The 15,195-nt window shown below is 65.4% G+C and carries 14 protein-coding genes; 4 read left to right on the forward strand and 10 right to left on the reverse strand.

All coding sequences use genetic code 11. The features are described from left to right. Positions 1-9: 9 nt before the first annotated feature. From frr to BST40_RS19325, 3 genes are all read right to left on the reverse strand, one after another. Entirely contained in the window at positions 10-567 is a 558-nt protein-coding gene (gene frr / locus BST40_RS19315) for a ribosome recycling factor (protein ID WP_023372356.1), read from the reverse strand. A 30-nt stretch (positions 568-597) separates the two neighbouring features. After that, the gene (gene pyrH, locus BST40_RS19320; RefSeq protein WP_075548098.1) at positions 598-1,404 is read right to left on the reverse strand and encodes a UMP kinase; all 807 of its coding nucleotides are present in this window, start codon (positions 1,402-1,404) and stop codon (positions 598-600) included. A 176-nt stretch (positions 1,405-1,580) separates the two neighbouring features. Continuing rightward, on the reverse strand, positions 1,581-3,092 hold the full coding sequence (locus BST40_RS19325; RefSeq protein WP_075548097.1) for an FAD-dependent oxidoreductase: 1,512 nt from the start codon (positions 3,090-3,092) through the stop codon (positions 1,581-1,583). Between the two features lie 402 nt (positions 3,093-3,494). Between BST40_RS19325 and BST40_RS19330 the strand changes: the two genes are divergently transcribed. Then, positions 3,495-4,223: a winged helix-turn-helix domain-containing protein gene (locus tag BST40_RS19330; protein WP_083155160.1), complete on the forward strand. Its 729-nt coding sequence runs from the start codon at positions 3,495-3,497 to the stop codon at positions 4,221-4,223. A 1-nt stretch (position 4,224) separates the two neighbouring features. Here BST40_RS19330 and BST40_RS19335 read toward each other — a convergent pair whose 3' ends face one another. Further along, positions 4,225-5,160 carry a lysophospholipid acyltransferase family protein gene (locus BST40_RS19335; RefSeq protein ID WP_075548095.1) on the reverse strand — a complete coding sequence of 312 codons (936 nt, stop codon included), beginning with the start codon at positions 5,158-5,160 and terminating at the stop codon, positions 4,225-4,227. A 124-nt stretch (positions 5,161-5,284) separates the two neighbouring features. Continuing rightward, positions 5,285-5,746, reverse strand: a complete 462-nt coding sequence (locus BST40_RS19340; RefSeq protein ID WP_183154983.1) for an MPT63 family protein — start codon at positions 5,744-5,746, stop codon at positions 5,285-5,287. A gap of 614 nt (positions 5,747-6,360) precedes the next feature. On the opposite strand from BST40_RS19340, the gene BST40_RS19345 reads away from it, so the two are divergent. The 3 genes from BST40_RS19345 to BST40_RS19355 all read left to right on the forward strand — a co-directional run bounded on the left by BST40_RS19345 (position 6,361) and on the right by BST40_RS19355 (position 8,715). Continuing rightward, positions 6,361-7,200 carry an SDR family oxidoreductase gene (locus BST40_RS19345; protein WP_075513726.1) on the forward strand — a complete coding sequence of 280 codons (840 nt, stop codon included), beginning with the start codon at positions 6,361-6,363 and terminating at the stop codon, positions 7,198-7,200. A gap of 176 nt (positions 7,201-7,376) precedes the next feature. Continuing rightward, on the forward strand, positions 7,377-8,369 hold the full coding sequence (locus BST40_RS19350; protein ID WP_176216247.1) for a YncE family protein: 993 nt from the start codon (positions 7,377-7,379) through the stop codon (positions 8,367-8,369). A 7-nt stretch (positions 8,370-8,376) separates the two neighbouring features. Beyond that, a complete protein-coding gene (locus BST40_RS19355) occupies positions 8,377-8,715 on the forward strand; it encodes a hypothetical protein (protein ID WP_075548093.1) in 339 nt (112 codons plus the stop codon). On the opposite strand, the gene BST40_RS19360 is transcribed toward BST40_RS19355, so the two are convergent. From BST40_RS19360 to BST40_RS19380, 5 genes are all read right to left on the reverse strand, one after another. Then, the gene (locus BST40_RS19360) at positions 8,681-9,034 is read right to left on the reverse strand and encodes a hypothetical protein (RefSeq protein ID WP_075548092.1); all 354 of its coding nucleotides are present in this window, start codon (positions 9,032-9,034) and stop codon (positions 8,681-8,683) included. The two genes, BST40_RS19355 and BST40_RS19360, sit on opposite strands and share 35 nt — an antisense overlap. Before the next feature lies 1 nt (position 9,035). Further along, positions 9,036-10,526 (reverse strand): molybdopterin-dependent oxidoreductase, encoded by a 1,491-nt coding sequence (locus BST40_RS19365; RefSeq protein ID WP_075548091.1) that lies wholly within the window; start codon positions 10,524-10,526, stop codon positions 9,036-9,038. Between the two features lie 23 nt (positions 10,527-10,549). Beyond that, a complete protein-coding gene (locus BST40_RS19370) occupies positions 10,550-11,050 on the reverse strand; it encodes an oxidoreductase (RefSeq protein ID WP_075548090.1) in 501 nt (166 codons plus the stop codon). A 236-nt stretch (positions 11,051-11,286) separates the two neighbouring features. Further along, a complete protein-coding gene (locus tag BST40_RS19375; protein ID WP_075548089.1) occupies positions 11,287-13,086 on the reverse strand; it encodes an Hsp70 family protein in 1,800 nt (599 codons plus the stop codon). Between the two features lie 705 nt (positions 13,087-13,791). Continuing rightward, entirely contained in the window at positions 13,792-14,970 is a 1,179-nt protein-coding gene (locus tag BST40_RS19380; RefSeq protein ID WP_075548118.1) for a phosphatidylserine decarboxylase, read from the reverse strand. Positions 14,971-15,195: the final 225 nt, after the last annotated feature.

The following is a 15,195-nucleotide window of genomic DNA, read 5'->3' on the forward strand; positions in this document are numbered from 1 at the left end:
TGAGCGGTCCTAGACCTCCAGCAGCTCGCCTTCCTTGTGCTTCACCAGTTCATCGATCTGGGCGACGTAGTGGTGGGTGGTCTTGTCGAGGTCCTTTTCCGCGCGGCCGACCTCGTCCTCGCCGGCCTCGCCGTCCTTGCGGATACGGTGCAGTTCTTCCATCGCTTTACGACGGATGTTGCGCACCGAAACCCGGGCTTCCTCGCCCTTGTGCTTGGCCTGCTTGACCAGTTCCCGCCGGCGCTCCTCGGTGAGCTGCGGTATCGCCACGCGGATCAGGGTGCCGTCGTTGGTGGGGTTGACTCCGAGGTCGGAGTTACGAATCGCGGTCTCGATGGCGTGCAGCTGGTTGGCTTCATACGGCTTAATGACGACCAGCCGTGCCTCGGGAACGTTGATGCTGGCCAGTTGGGTGATCGGGGTGTTGGTGCCGTAATAGTCGATGACGATCCGGGAGAACATACCCGGGTTGGCGCGCCCGGTCCGGATGGTTGACAGGTCGTCACGGGCCACCGATACGGCCTTCTCCATTTTCTCTTCGGCATCGAAGAGAGCATCATCGATCATCGCGTCTTCCCCTTAGGTGGTGACCAGCGTTCAGGTGGTGACCAGCGTTCCGATCTTCTCACCAGCGACCGCACGGGCAATATTCCCATCGACCAGCAAGTTGAACACCAGAATCGGCATGCCATTGTCCATACACAAGCTGAATGCGGTGGTATCGGCAACTCGCAGCCCCCGGTCGATCACCTCACGGTGACTGATCACGGTCAGTAGTTCGGCCGCAGGATTCTCGCGTGGATCCTCGGCGAACACACCGTCGACAGCCTTGGCCATCAAGACGACGTCCGCGCCGATCTCCAGCGCCCGCTGCGCTGCCGTGGTGTCGGTGGAGAAGTAGGGCAGCCCCATGCCGGCGCCGAAGATCACCACCCGCCCCTTCTCCAGGTGACGCACCGCCCGCAACGGCAGGTAGGGCTCGGCCACCTGGCCCATGGTGATCGCCGTCTGGACCCGGGTGACGATGCCTTCTTTCTCCAAAAAGTCTTGCAGCGCAAGGCTGTTCATGACGGTACCGAGCATGCCCATGTAGTCCGAACGGGTGCGTTCCATACCGCGCTGCTGCAACTGCGCGCCGCGGAAGAAGTTGCCGCCACCGATTACGACGGCGACCTGCACCCCGCCGCGGACCACCTCGGCGATCTGCCGAGCGACTTGGGCCACCACGTCGGGATCCAGTCCCACCTGGCCGCCGCCGAACATTTCGCCGCCGAGCTTGAGCAACACCCGCTTATACCTCGACGGTGGGTGCGAAACCGCCGAAGCCGGTACGCCGTTGGGGGTTGTCGCCTCTGGCCGGGGAGCCGTCGAGCCGGCGACGTCAGTTTCCGGGGACTCCGCCATATGACTCCTCGCATGACAGTGCCATCCCGGCGACCACGCGGGACGGCATCTGACATCCTGCCTCATCGCGGCGCCGTGGCGCAGCCGGGGTGGTTCACCTCGCCGGCTACGGCCGCCGAAGCCGGCGCCCGAACGTCGGCGGCCGATACAAGTCCCAGAACCCGCCCAAGACCGGCCTAAGGCGAAGCGTTCAGGCCCCGGGTGGCCGGTCCTTCCAGCAGCGTGCCGTTCGGCGCGAACCGCGACCCGTGCAACGGGCATTCCCAGGCGTGAGTGGCCTCGTTCCAGTTCACGATCCCGCCGAGGTGTGGGCAGACCGGCGAAACCCGATGCTCGACGCCGTCCACCGAACACCTCGCCTGCAGGTGCCACGGCGGCCCGGTGACCACACCACCGTTGCCGTCACCATCGCCGTCGATACCATCGGGTCGCCGGATGGCCGGCACCAGCCAGCCTTTGACCAGGTGATAGGCGACCTCGAGGTTGGCGGTGAGAGCCGTGGTGACCCCGCTCAATTCATGCGGGCTCCAGGCCGCGAACGCCCGCGCCCAGTCCATCCGTCCGCCGAGAATGCGCGAGCTGAGCAGCAACGCCGCGGCCACTCCGTTGGTCAGTCCCCACTTGTTGAAGCCGGAGGCGACGAGCACCTTTTCATCACCGGGCAGGATGGGGCCGACATAGGGAAGTTGGTCGACGGGCGTGTAGTCCTGGGCCGACCAGCGATGGGTGGCTACCGCGTCCGGGTAGTGGCTTTGCGCCCAGGACGTCAGCTCGCCGAGTTCGGCAGTGGGACTCTTGCGCCCGACGACGTGGCTGGCTCCGGCCACGATGAGCCGCTCACCGTCACCGAACGGCGCATAGCGCACGGACCTGGTCGGCGAGCCCGCCGAGATGAACATCGACCGGGTGATGGGGCCCGGTACGTCGAAGGCGGTGCAGTAGGACCTGCTGGGTTTGAGTCGGGCGAAGAATCCGCCGCGGTCGAAGACGGGCATGCCGGTGGCCAGGATGCAGTGTCCCGCGTCGACGCCGGCGTCGCCGTCAGCGGTACGCACGGCCAACCGGACGCGGCCCCGATGGTGCGACAACTTCCGCACCCGGGCGCCTTCCACAAGAAGACCGCCACGGTCGGTCAGCTCCCGGATGAAGCTGTCCAGCAACGGCATCGGGTCGACCTGGGCTTGATCGGCCAACCGCACACCACCGTGGTACGGAAACGGCGCATCGGCCTCGTCGGCCCACTGCGCGCCGACTCCCGCCCGGTGACAGGCGGCCAGCACGGCTCGCGCCGACGCAACTTCGCCGGGGTTTTGGGCGTAGGTGTAGTCGTCTTCGCGTTGTAGCGGCAGCTGGTTGGCCGCACAGTGCCGCAACAGCCAGTCCTGACCCTCCCGATTGCCCCGCACGTAGTCGGCCGCGAGCCCGTCGCCGTGGCGAGCGACGATCTTCGACAGCGTGGTTCCCTGCAGCAGGCTGAGCTTTCCGGTGGTGTTGCCGGTGGTCACCGCGCCCGCGGTGCGGGCTTCCAGCACCAGCACCTCCTTGCCGGCCCGGGCCAACAGCACCGCGCTGACCAGTCCGGTGATACCGGCGCCGACGACCACCACGTCGGCCGATGTCAACTGGCCGTTGAGCCGGTCGGATTGCTCCCGCAGCCGATTGTGGCCGGCCAGCCATAGGGATTTCATTGGTGCCTAATTGCCCGCTGTGAGCAAACCCAAACGGTGTCGGTGATAACAGCGCCGCGGCACAGCCGCGGCTGTTTCCGTCCTCGGGCCCGACCGGCGCCCGATTGCCGATGTTTGAGCAGCTGGCGCGGCGGGGAACTCGGCGCGCAGATCGAAACGCAGCCGCGCAGCGCCGACAGGACAGGCTTGAGGGGCCATAACTTGAGGGAATGGTGGACCCGGCCCGGGATACGGGCCGGGTTCATCGATTGCGCCGAATCTCAACCGGACCGGTGGCGCTGACAGCGTTGGAATAATTTTCTTCCTAGCGGGTATTCAGGGCTTCGCTGTAAGACATCTCCCCGGAGGTGCCTACGGATAAGGGGATGGCGGGGCCCTCGCGAAGGGGTTGGGAGACGTCTGTTGGAAGTTCTGCTGATCAGCAACGAAGCCGACTTCCCCTCGGCATTGCCGAGATTGGAATCGTTCGCGCGCTCGGTGCGGCGTGCCCCGCTGGACGACCACCACGGATGGCAGCTTGACGGCGCCGACGTCGCGATGATCGATGCGCGCACCGACCTGGCCGCGGCTCGCCGGGCATGCCGGCGGCTGACGGCCGACGTGCCCGCGCTTGCGGTGGTTGCCGTTGTCGCGCTAGCCGATTTCATCGAGGTTGACATCGACTGGCATTTCGACGATGTGCTGCTGGAGGCGGCCGACGCGGCCGAGTTGCAGGCACGGTTGCGGCTGGCTATCACCCGCCGGCGCAACGCGCTGGAGGGCGCCCTCGAATTCGGCGACCTTCTGTTGCACCCCGACAGTTATACGGCGTCGCTGGGCGGCAAAGACCTGGGCCTGACCGCCACCGAATTCAAGTTGCTTGCGTTCCTCGTGCAGCACGCCGGTCGGGCGTTCACCCGGACCCGGCTGATGCATGAAGTGTGGGGCTATGACTGCACCGGGCAGGTCCGTACCGTGGACGTCCACGTGCGACGACTGCGCGCCAAGCTCGGAGCCCAGTACGCAGCGCTGGTGGAAACCGTCCGCAGCGTGGGCTACCGGGCGGCGACGCCACCACAGCCCCGCTGGATTGTCCGCGAGCCGGAGGTGAGTTCGGTGTCTACGGCGGCCCGGGACTCCGTCGCGCAATAGTTCAGCCGAAAAGCGGCAGGGCGCGCTTGCGGGTCAGGGCGTCCATGCCGCGCTGAATGGTGTGCTCGACTTCGCGGTACTTGCTGTCGACGTAGGCGTCGTCGTCGGCGCGGGCCGGGTCGTGGTTTAGGCCGACCGCGGGCATGAACCGGGTCCGGATCTTGGCCGGCAATGGCAGCTGCGGAAGCGCCGCCGGCGCGATGCCCCACGGCAGTGAGATCGCCACTGGAAACACCTTCAGCCGCAACAGGCGGTCGAGCTGCAACGCGCGGGATAGGCGGTCGCCGCGGATCAGCACCGGCATGGCGTCGGCGCCGCCGACCGTCGCGATCGGCACGATCGGCACCCCGGCCCGAATCGCCATTTTCACGAAGCCTTTCCGCCCGGCGAGGTTGGCCCGGTCCCGCTCGGTCCAGGGGCGCAGCGAATCCACCTCACCGCCGGGCCACAACGCCACGTCACGCCCCTCGGCCAATGCCGTCGCGATGGCGTCCGGAGCCGCGGGAAGGACCCCCATCGACCGGAAATATCGCCCGATTCCCGGAATCGCCATGAGCGCGTCGTGAGCGGTGCCGTGCAGCGGGCGCTCCGGACCGAACCTGCGCCACCATTGCAGACCCACGGTCCACGCGTCCCAGACGAACGGAGCCCCCGAGTGGATGCCGACCAGCAGCACCGGCGGCTCGGGAATGTTGTCCCAACCGTCAATCTCCATCCGGAACCAGTAGTCGACAAGTAAGTTCCACACAAACTTATGGCGATGCAGCGTGGTCTCGTCCTGACCGTCGAGATCCCATTCGCCGGCCCGTTTGGCTACCCAGCCGCTGAGACCACCATCCTGCTTTTCCCGCTTGTCCCCCATCGTCGCCCGCGCCTGATCGGCATGGCGCCGCGCCTGTTGGCGGAGTTCTTCGGGCCTGAGATCATCTGCGCTCATACCGACGAAGTACCCGATCCGATTGAGCTGCAAGCAAAACGGAACTCCCCGTGTCCAAAGACGCGGGGAGACCGTTGAGAACTACCTGAAAACTACCGCCACATGCGGTTTTCCGACTCGCCGGCTAGACGTTGCTGGTCCAGATGAGAACGTCTTGCACTCCGTCGTTGTAGACCACACCATTGGGCGGCACGCCGGTCACGTCGAAGTACAGGGTGCCGCTGCGTTCATTGCCCTGAGTGATCGGTGCCGGGTTCAGGCCGTTGGGAACGGGCACGGTGGTGACTACCCGGTAGGTCTGACCGTTGGCTGCACGGGCATTGAAGTTGTTGACCACCGGAGTAATAGTTCCGCTGACCGCCCTGGCGGTGATGTCCGCCTGGTAGAGCTGCCCATCCGGCATGAAGCCCGGAATCGCCGTGCTGCTGGGGTGTAAGTTGCTCACCGTGTAGGAGGTAACCAAGGCTCCGTCCACGAGCTGTTCGCTAGTACCGAAGCCTTGGATGGTCGGAGTCGCCGCAGAGGCTGTTGCTGCGCCAAAGACGGTGGCTGCCGCTATTGCCGCGGCACCGATACCTGTCTTCATCGCCGTCGTTGTGAACTTCACGCTTATCCCCTCTCGTTCGTGTCGTTCAAAGCAGTTGTTTCCCTTGTTCGGGGTCTTAAACCACCCCCAACGGATAACCCCGCCGTCGGGGGCCCAAACCCGGTCAACTCACAAGTTGCCCTGATCGGCGGGTCTACCTGCAGGAACCATCAGGTTTCCGTTTGCCCGGCAACATCATTGGCAACACTCATTAACATCCATCAACAGCGGTATCAGGTGCCACTGCACCGACCGCATTCCGCTGGGAGACGAAATGGTTGATTAGCCCGCGGTGGCCACGGGTAGCCCGTCTGCAGCCGGGGCTACGCGGCTCACGAAAGGGGCAACCTGCGATGGAACGTGGGAACGCTAAGCACAGTCCGCGCGACGACGATGAGCTCAAGCATGAATTGAGCGGCACTCTGCAGGGAAATCGATCCAGCAGGGGCGAGGAATGGCGCGATCCGGAGCCACCGGCCGACGACGATCCCGACGTGCCTACTGCCGGCCCGACAAGCCGGAAATCCTGAACTGATGCTCCTGCGAACTTGTCAGTTTGAACATTTGCGGCACTTGACAATTGGTCGGTATGAATTACCGGAAAGGACATTGCCATGAGCTTTGCGGCACAGCAACAAAGCGTGCCCGGAGTGCAGGCCCGGATGAATCCTGTTCCTGATTGCGGCGAGAACAGCTATCGCGGTTCGGGAAAGCTCACCGGTAAGCGCGCGGTAATAACCGGCGGGGACAGCGGCATCGGCCGTGCGGTGGCGATCGCGTATGCGCGAGAAGGCGCCGATGTCCTCATCTCCTACCTCGACGAACACGACGACGCGCGCGACGTCGCACGTTATGTCGAAGAGGCCGGCCGGCGCTGCGTCCTGGTTCCGGGGGATCTCGCCGATCCGGCGCACTGCCGCGCGGTGATCGACCGCGCCGTCCAGGAATTCGGCGGACTCGACATCCTGGTCAACAATGCCGCGTATCAGATGATGCACGACAGCCTCGACGAGATCAGCGACGAGGAGTGGGACTACACCTTTCGGCTCAATATCGGCGCATACTTTCATCTCGCCAAGGCGGCGTTGCCGTACCTGGGCTCCGGGTCCTCGATCATCGGCAGTTCCTCGGTCAACTCCGATACGCCCAACCCCACGCTGGCGCCCTACGCCGCAACCAAGGCGGCGATCGCCAATTTCTCGGCAAGCCTGGCTCAACTGCTCGGCGACAAAGGGATTCGGGTCAACAGCGTGGCGCCCGGTCCGATATGGACACCGCTGATCCCGGCCACGATGCCCGCCGACAGCGTGGCGTCCTTCGGGGACAACGTGCCGCTGGGGCGCGCCGGCCAACCCGCCGAACTGGCGCCGATCTACGTCCTGCTGGCATCCGATGACGCCAGTTACATTTCCGGCGCCCGGGTAGCCGTCACCGGCGGCCGGCCGATTCTGTAATGGCATTTACCGGGGCCGTCGATCGCTGCCCGAAGCGACACGTGTAGCCGGACGATTGCCGGGGTACTGCCCTTGGGGCGGTGGTGAAAGGACGGCGAGCGATCGTGGCCATCGGTACTTCTCACCAGCGGCGCTGGAGCTGGTCTGGCGTGGCTGGCGCAGTAGCCGCCGGACTGATGGCGGCGGCCGGGTGCTCCGCTCCAGGGGTCGCGCTAGAAAGCGCGCCGGCGGTGGAGCTGACCGCGATCGGCGCCCCGGTGCGTGATCCCGTCTGGTCGTATCGCGACCACTCGCTGCTGGGGCTCACCGACGATCACCGGCTCGCCAAGATCACGGTCACTGGTTCCCCGACAGCCGACACGCGCCTCTCGGAGCCGATGGACGTCGGGCGCAACCTGCAGATCAGCCAGAAGGACGATCGACACGTCTTCGTGCCGCAACCGCAGCGTGACCGGGTGACGGTCGTCGACATCGAGAGCCTGCAACGCGTCGACGAATTCGACGCCGGGCCGGCTCCGGCCTACCTCACCGAAGATGCCGGAATGCGGGTGTTGCTGGCGCTGTCGGCGGACGGGTCTTCGGTGACGCCGGTGGATCAGTACGGCTTTCGAAAACTGCCGACCGCCAACATCTCCGCAGAACCCGCAGACACCATCGACGGCGCCAATCGCGGACGCCAGATCGAGTATCACCTCTACGGCCCCTCCGGCATCCGCTACTACAAGGGGCCGTCGTCACCTCCGGAAGAACGCGGCTCGTTGCACATCGATGTCGCCGTGTCGGCAGGGGACGGCACCGCCGTGACGCGCAGCTACGTCGCCGGGCGCAACGACAGCGTGCTGTACGCGGTCGATTTGCGGCGCGGCGGGCACGGCATGGAAGTGCTTGGCTGCGCGCAACTCTCGGCACCGATTCGCTATCTGGGCACCGACGAAACCCGCATCTACGCCGTCACCGACCGCGACGTGGTGGTGCTGGAAACGGAGAGCTTCACCGGGTACTCGGACGGGATCATCCCGGTGCTCCGCACGATCGATTATCGGGCAGGTCTTCCGGGCGGTCCGCTCGCCACGGCGCCGCTATCCGGAATGGCGATCGGGCCGAAGCGGGTGTATCTCACCGTGCGCGGTCAGCCGTATCTGGTCAGCGTGGCCAAACCGCACCTCTAGGACAGCCATGCCAACGAGTACCGCAGCAGACACACCCCAACCGCTCGGTGTCGACGATGACCTCGAACTGCTCACCGAGCAGATCGAGGCGCTCAGAGAACTCGGCCGCCGCCACGAGGTCGACGACGGCCAGGCCTACGACTTCAGCATCCGGTGGGGGGCGGCGCTGGCCGGACGACTGCGCCGGCTGGTGCATTACAGCTGCCTGGGGATATTGAGCGAGGCTGACGAACGCCGCTTCCAATCGGTGTGTGACGACCTGCGCTCGGTGTCGGATCTGATCGAGAGGTTCGATCTGGCCCGGCCCCGGTTCACCGACACCCCGAGCCACCCCAGGTGGCGCTAGCCTGTGCCGCCCGGGCGTGGCCGGCGATGGCTCCGATGTCCGAAACGCCTTGGTAGTCGGTCAGGAACTCGTTGGCCGCCAATACAATTCCGGTCCGCGGCTTGGGGCAGTCAGGGTTGCGACACGTCAACGCCACCATGAAGGCGTCGTCGTCCTCGTTGAGGAATAGGAAACCCAGATAGAGCGCATGCCCGACCTCGAAATGCTTGCCGCCGCATGCCGCACAGTGCCCGCCCTTGACCGCCACCAGCTCTGCCACTTGTTGTCGCTCAGCGCTTTTCAGGCAGACCAGCTCCGGACGTACCGCCATGTCGGTCATGTCAGATCTCCACATCCTTGTCGTAATGGACGTTGTCTTCGCGCCAACCGCCCAGGCCGTGGCCGATGCCGGAGTAGTCCTCGATGAACTCGATCTGGTTGATCCACTTCGCCATTTTGAAGCCCACCTGCGTCTCCACCCGCAGCCGCAACGGCGCTCCGTGCTTGATGGGCAGCGGCTTTCCGTTCATCTCGTAGGCCAGCAGCGTCTGCGGCTTGTACGCCAGCTCGAGGTCCATCACCTCGTAGAACTGCCCTACCCCCTCTGCACTGGGCTCGTCGCGGCCGTTGTCCTGCATGGTCAGAAAGCAGATGTATTTCGCTTGCGGCAGCGGCCGCACATGGTCGGCGAGCGAAGCCAGCGGCAGCCCGCTCCACTCGCCGATACTCGTCCAGCCCTGGACACAGTTGTGCATAACCCGCTGCGAATGCCGGTCGGCAAGCGCTCGCAACCCGTCCAGATCCAGGGTGACGGGACGCTCCACCAGGCCGCCGACCCGCAATCGCCAGTCGACGAAGTTGTGCACCGCCATCACCTTGTATTCGGTGCTCGCCGGCGGTTTGCCGTTGACCCGGTGTTCCTTGGAGATCATTCGCTGCGGGTAGTTCTGCCGCGAATTCAACCGCCGCAGCAAGGTTTTGCGGGCTGCGGTGACGACGGCGCCAAGGACGCGACGGACCTGAACGGGCCGGCGCAGACTCCACGCAGTTGCCGCGACATGGACCGCGACAATGGCCGCGATGATCACCAGCGACCACGCGGTGGCCCAGTTGGTGTCACGAATGGAACCGAAGATCATCAGCGCGGTCAACTCGCCCCAGCCCCAGAAGAACACCATCGACAGGTGGATGACGATGAAGACCAGGAACGCCACCAGCCCCAGGAAGTGCAGGCTGCGCGCCCATTGCCGGCCCCCCCACATCCGCACGTACCACGGAAATGCCGCCTCGATGGCCGGTGACTGCGCGGCGCCGGTCAGGATCTGAAACGGCGCCAAAAAGAAGATGACCGCGGCATAGGTCAGCTTCTGGATGGCATCGTCGGGACCGCCGGGTAACAGCGGCGGCAGGTTGAAGCTCAGATAGGTGACGATGTCGTTGTATGCCTCACGGAAGATCGACCACGAATACGGCCAGTACCGGTGCCACTGGCCGGTGCTGAACAGCAGGATGTAGTACGACAGTCCGACGAGGATCCACCCGATGACCGAGAAGAAGTGCCAATGACGTCCCATGCCCAACTTTTTGTGGCCGGGCAACGCGAATAGTGAGCTGTAGTCCTCCTCTTCGTCGAGGGTGTCGTACAGCTTGTTGACCGGCATCTCCTTGGTGGTGAAGCGCGCCCACTCGGTGCCCGGCTTGCTGTCGTCGTGCCAGTACAACTTGGGGTGAGTGGACAGGATCTCGATGCCGCTGCGGATCACCAAGGTCAGGAACAGCACGTTGAGCCAATGCTCGATGCGCAGCCACGCCGGGAAGTCGAGGACGGTCATAGTCTGCGTCATTCCTGCCCGATTCAGTCGTGCCAGTTCTGCCGCTGCGGATAAGCCACGTTGATGCCCGACAGCACCGTCGCATGGACAGCGACGAAGCCGGCGGCGAACGCCGCCGCGAGCGTCCCGGGTGCCAGGTCCCAGCGGCCGGTGAGCGCCACCAGCCCGGGCAGACTGGCGAACCGGCTACCCAGATAGATAAGTAGGAAGACCCCGCTGACGAAGCTGCCGAAATACCAACCAGCCTGCGGCACCTGCGGTTTGAGCGCCAACGCCATGGCAGCGGCCGCGATCAGGCAGCCGGCGATCAGCACCGCGGCGTAGATCATGAAGTACAGCGGCAAGCCCGGCTGGGTGGCCAACAGGTAGACGTGCACCCCAAGCAGGCCCATCAGCAGCGATCCGGCCAACCCGGTGACCGTCCGCGGGAGATCGAATGCGACGTAGCCGTTCAGCGTCAGTACCGGCGAAGACCATAGTCGCTGCCACGCCTTGAGCCACAGTCGCCCGAGCAGACCAGCCACCGCTGCTAAGTACCCCGCCGAATCGGGCCGCAAACCGGTGGTTCTCCGGCATGGCAGCCGACCGACGGGAGCCCCAGCGGATCCACGCCGCTCGCTGTCTGAAGGCGAAGGCTGCGACAACCGTGCCGTCGTCCGGCCTATGCTCTGGGCGCAGACGGGGATCGAATCCCATTGGTGGGCAATTCGGTTCATTGACCTCGAGCCGCACCCGGCTGGCGTACGGCTGGCGCACGGAGTCAGGGGTTCAACGGCGGTCTGACGGGTACCAGTGTCGTCGTCCTCGGCGGTGGGGCCGGCGCCAGGCTCTTGCTCGCGGGTGGGTAAGGGGTCGTCGAATACGGGTTGGCCGGATTGGTGGTCGTCGGGTAGGCCGGGTTGGTGGGATATGTGGTCGCCGGGCGGGTCGTCGTCACCGGCGGCTGCGTCGTCGCCACCGTGGTGGCCGGCGGCGTCGTCACCGGCTCGGTCGATTCGACAGTCGACGAAGCGACGGTGGGCGTGTTCGAGGCCGGTGGAGGTACCGGCACCAGCTGGGAGGACTCGACGGGCGGCGTGATGACCCTGGTGTTGTTGACGGGTTTACTCTCGGCGGCACCGAACTTCACGGCCAGGACAGCGGCTATCACCAGTGCAACGGCCGCCGCGCCGGTCACGCTGATGAGCACCGACGATCGCCCGTACCAATGCGTGCGTTGGGACGCATCCTCGCAATGGGCGTCGGGCCGTTCGGTGTCGGCTGTCACGCCGGCACCCGCATCGCCATAGTCGACGCCGGGTATCGCGGGGTCGCCCGCAGCCGCTTCCTGCGACCAGGCCAGCGCGCGGTACGTCGCCGATTGGTCGCCGTCGACGGACGCTTGGCCGGCGGCGGCGCGGCTTGCCCCGACGGCCCACCCCGACGGAATCACCTCCGTAGGGGCGAGCGCCGCGGCTTCGCCTTCCGTTGCGGCGGCGGCCATCCCGGCCGCCGCGTTGCCGACCACGCCCTGAGGGGGTGCGCCAACGGCCGACGATCGCATCTGGGCCAAGACGGCGGCGCCGATGGCCGCGTTCAACCTTGGTTGCGCCGTGGTGACAATCGGCACCTGCAGCCGCTCCGAAAGCCGACTGGTGATCAACGGAATGCTCGCGCCCCCACCGACTGTCGCGATGGCGGCCAACCTGCCTTGTGGAATCTGGTTGCGTTGCAACACTTCCTCGACGCACGAGATGAATCGTTGCAGCGGGTCGGAGATAAGGTCCTCGAACTCGGCGCGGGTCAGGCGGACGTCCTCGCCGATACCGGGAAGCTCAGCCGGGATGACCGCGACCGTCGCGGCCGACAGTTGCTCCTTGGCACTTCGGCATTGGGCCAGCCGTCGGCTCAGCGGCGCCAGCGGCGCGGTCCCGTCGGCGTCGGCGTCGGCGTCGCGAGCCTCCACTGCCAGATGCCGCAAGATCATTTGGTCAAGCTGGTTTCCCGAGAAGTCGGTGTACCGCTGGGTCGTGGCGATCTGGCGAAAGTTCGACGCCGCATCGGTCAAGGTGACGCTGCTGCCGCTGGCGCCGAAGTCGCACAGCACCACGATGCCGTCGGTGGGAAAACCCGGTTTGGCGTACAGCGCCGCCAGCGCGGCGGCGGCGTCGCCGAGGAAGGCCGGTTGCACCGCGCCCGGCGCCAAGTCAGGATGGCCCCGCAACGCCTCGCGCAGCGCGCCGACCTGACGCTCGCCCCAATGCGCGGGAACCGCGATGGCAACCGGCGCCCCGTAACCGACGGTGCCTGCCATCGCATCAAGCGCTCCGGCAGCTATAGCCGCGCCGGAGTGGGCCGATCCATCGGCCGCGATCAACGGCTCCGGGTCCCCGACCCGCTCGACGAATCCGCTCAGCGCAAGCCCGGGCCCGACCGCATTGGGGTTTTCCTCCGGCGTGCCCACCTCGGGTGCGCGCTGATTGAACAGTGTCAGCACCGAGCTGCGGGTCACCGGCGCGCTGCCCGTTCGCGCGGCGACGAGGTTTGCCACCCCGACCGACAAGCCGAGTGGGTCGGTCATCTCCCCCTACATCCTTTCTGCTGGGACCTAACTGTTGGGACCACGGGCCGACCCCTCCCCACAGTTGCCACCTGCGGCGCGAGCCCCCGTCGCGGTAATCGGCGTCATCGCGCCGTCGATGACACCAAGGCCGGGCAGCCGAATGGTTTCGCGAGCCAACGAAGGAAGGGACGCGCCAATCGCCAACCGGTGTTTGGTTCGCCGCGTAGGGGGTACCGCACCGACGACCGAATGAAACGGATTTTGGTCATTTGATTGGGGACTGCCGGCAGGAGTGCCAGTATCGCTGGGCGGGCTGGTGCTGTCAGGACGTGGGCGTTGCCTAACCCTGCCGGAACCGAATTCGGTGGATCTGCGGAAGCTGCCGATGCGGCACCATTTCACCTTCGGCGGCGATCTGTCGCTGCGATCCATGGCGCTTCAGTAGGCTCGCGTGCGCGGCGGATTCGAGCCGGTCCGGGCGCTGACCCTAACCGGCCGGCGGCTCATTTCGCCGATGATGCGGCACCTCGTGAACGGCGCGGCGCGCCTGCCCTCGACGCGGTTCAGACTCCTGCCGGGGAGGATGTCGAGCTCCTCCCCGGTGGGCCCAAGCTTGTCCGGTTGGGGCCCGCGGGCCTAGGCGTTAGCCGCCATGCCGGCTACCTACGCGATCCGCGGGGCGGCAACAGTTTTCGGCATGACCGAGACGGTCTTTGGCCGTGGTCAGGCGGAACGCAGCCGGCAACGCGCCACGGGTGTGCCAACGAGCCGGAACTTCTGACTGGTGTCGATCTCGCGGCTCACGCCTTCTTGAAACAAGATGATGATGTCGGAGCCGCCGAACTGGAAGTAGCCGAATTCTTCGCCCTTGGACATGTGCTTGCCCGCCACCGAGGTGAGCACCACAGACGAGACGTGCGCCATTCCCACCGGGATCACCGCGACGACACCGATATTGCCGCAGTCGGATTCCGCGGTGTCGATGGTGACCACACCCCGTGTCTGGGAGAACTCGTATCCACTGCTGGCGCTGTCGCTGGCCCGCAACTCATGATTCTCGATGCCAACCTGCATGAACACTTTGCCGTTGATCCGGAACGATTCCTTGATCACCCCCGCCACCGGCAGGTGGTACCGATGGTAGGCGTGCACCGGCAGCATGTAATGGACGAAGGTGCCGCGGGCAAATCTTTCGCTGTAGGCGCTGCCTTCCAAGAGCTGCTTGATGTTGCCGTACTTGCGGTTCTTGACCTTTGTGGCCGGGATATTGGAGTCGGCGTCGATGTCGTAAGCGTGCTGATAGTGGCAATCGGCGGGCGAAGTGGCCACCAGATTGCTGGCCGGCTCGGCGATCGGCCGTAGCCCGCCGTTGATTTCGCGCGCGATGAACTGGTTGGCCGTCAGCCAACCGCTGGGGGCGTTTGGCACACCGTCGACCAGAGATTCTTCGATGCGGTACTCCGGGGCATTGTCGATGAACGACTGCAACGCTTGCGGACCGAACGACTCGGGCGTATCGAGAAAATCGCCCCACCGCCGGGCGAAGTCGGTCATCCACTCCCGGAATGCGTCGGAGTCCTGTGGCGCCTCACCGTCGACCTTCTGGTCGACCAGAAAGTAGAAATGCCCCATCCGATCGCTGACCTCTTGGGCCTGCCGCTGCTCGTTCTTCCAGGCATCGCCATTCGACTCGTGCGGAACCCATCTGAGGTAGCGCTTGAGGTAGTCCTCGTATTCACCGATGTCGGTAGGCCACTCCAACGCCGCGAACAGCCGCGGGTTCAGTTCTTCCTCGGCCCAGTTGCGCGCTTTCACCAACGACCGCTCGAGCAGACTTTCCAGACCCTGCTCCTTGTCGAGGATGTCTCGCAGTTTCTGGATGATGGCGTCCGGTTCGCTCATGTGTCCGTCCTCAAAGTTGCCGTCACCGCCGACCGCCGCGACAACAAGCAGGTGGTACGCCATGAGAGACGGCGCCGTTGGCCCGCAGGCGACGGTCGTTCCGGGTTGCTTTTCGCGTACGGGTACCCCCGCGGCGGCGGGCTAACCCCAATACCGTTCAGTTAAGACTACATGGGTGTAGTTTGTAGGGTATGCCTCGTGCGGGTTGGCGCAAGCCTGAGTCGG

This window comes from Mycobacterium persicum, assembly GCF_002086675.1.
Lineage (GTDB): Bacteria > Actinomycetota > Actinomycetes > Mycobacteriales > Mycobacteriaceae > Mycobacterium > Mycobacterium persicum.

Coding starts and splice junctions, on each gene's coding strand:
- frr (WP_023372356.1), bottom strand. CDS start 567: ATGATCGATGATGCTCTCTTCGATGCCGAAGAGAAAATGGAGAAGGCC.
- pyrH (WP_075548098.1), bottom strand. CDS start 1,404: ATGGCGGAGTCCCCGGAAACTGACGTCGCCGGCTCGACGGCTCCCCGG.
- BST40_RS19325 (WP_075548097.1), bottom strand. CDS start 3,092: ATGAAATCCCTATGGCTGGCCGGCCACAATCGGCTGCGGGAGCAATCC.
- BST40_RS19335 (WP_075548095.1), bottom strand. CDS start 5,160: ATGAGCGCAGATGATCTCAGGCCCGAAGAACTCCGCCAACAGGCGCGG.
- BST40_RS19340 (WP_183154983.1), bottom strand. CDS start 5,746: ATGAAGACAGGTATCGGTGCCGCGGCAATAGCGGCAGCCACCGTCTTT.
- BST40_RS19345 (WP_075513726.1), top strand. CDS start 6,361: ATGAGCTTTGCGGCACAGCAACAAAGCGTGCCCGGAGTGCAGGCCCGG.
- BST40_RS19350 (WP_176216247.1), top strand. CDS start 7,377: ATGGCGGCGGCCGGGTGCTCCGCTCCAGGGGTCGCGCTAGAAAGCGCG.
- BST40_RS19355 (WP_075548093.1), top strand. CDS start 8,377: ATGCCAACGAGTACCGCAGCAGACACACCCCAACCGCTCGGTGTCGAC.
- BST40_RS19360 (WP_075548092.1), bottom strand. CDS start 9,034: ATGACCGACATGGCGGTACGTCCGGAGCTGGTCTGCCTGAAAAGCGCT.
- BST40_RS19365 (WP_075548091.1), bottom strand. CDS start 10,526: ATGACCGTCCTCGACTTCCCGGCGTGGCTGCGCATCGAGCATTGGCTC.
- BST40_RS19375 (WP_075548089.1), bottom strand. CDS start 13,086: ATGACCGACCCACTCGGCTTGTCGGTCGGGGTGGCAAACCTCGTCGCC.
- BST40_RS19380 (WP_075548118.1), bottom strand. CDS start 14,970: ATGAGCGAACCGGACGCCATCATCCAGAAACTGCGAGACATCCTCGAC.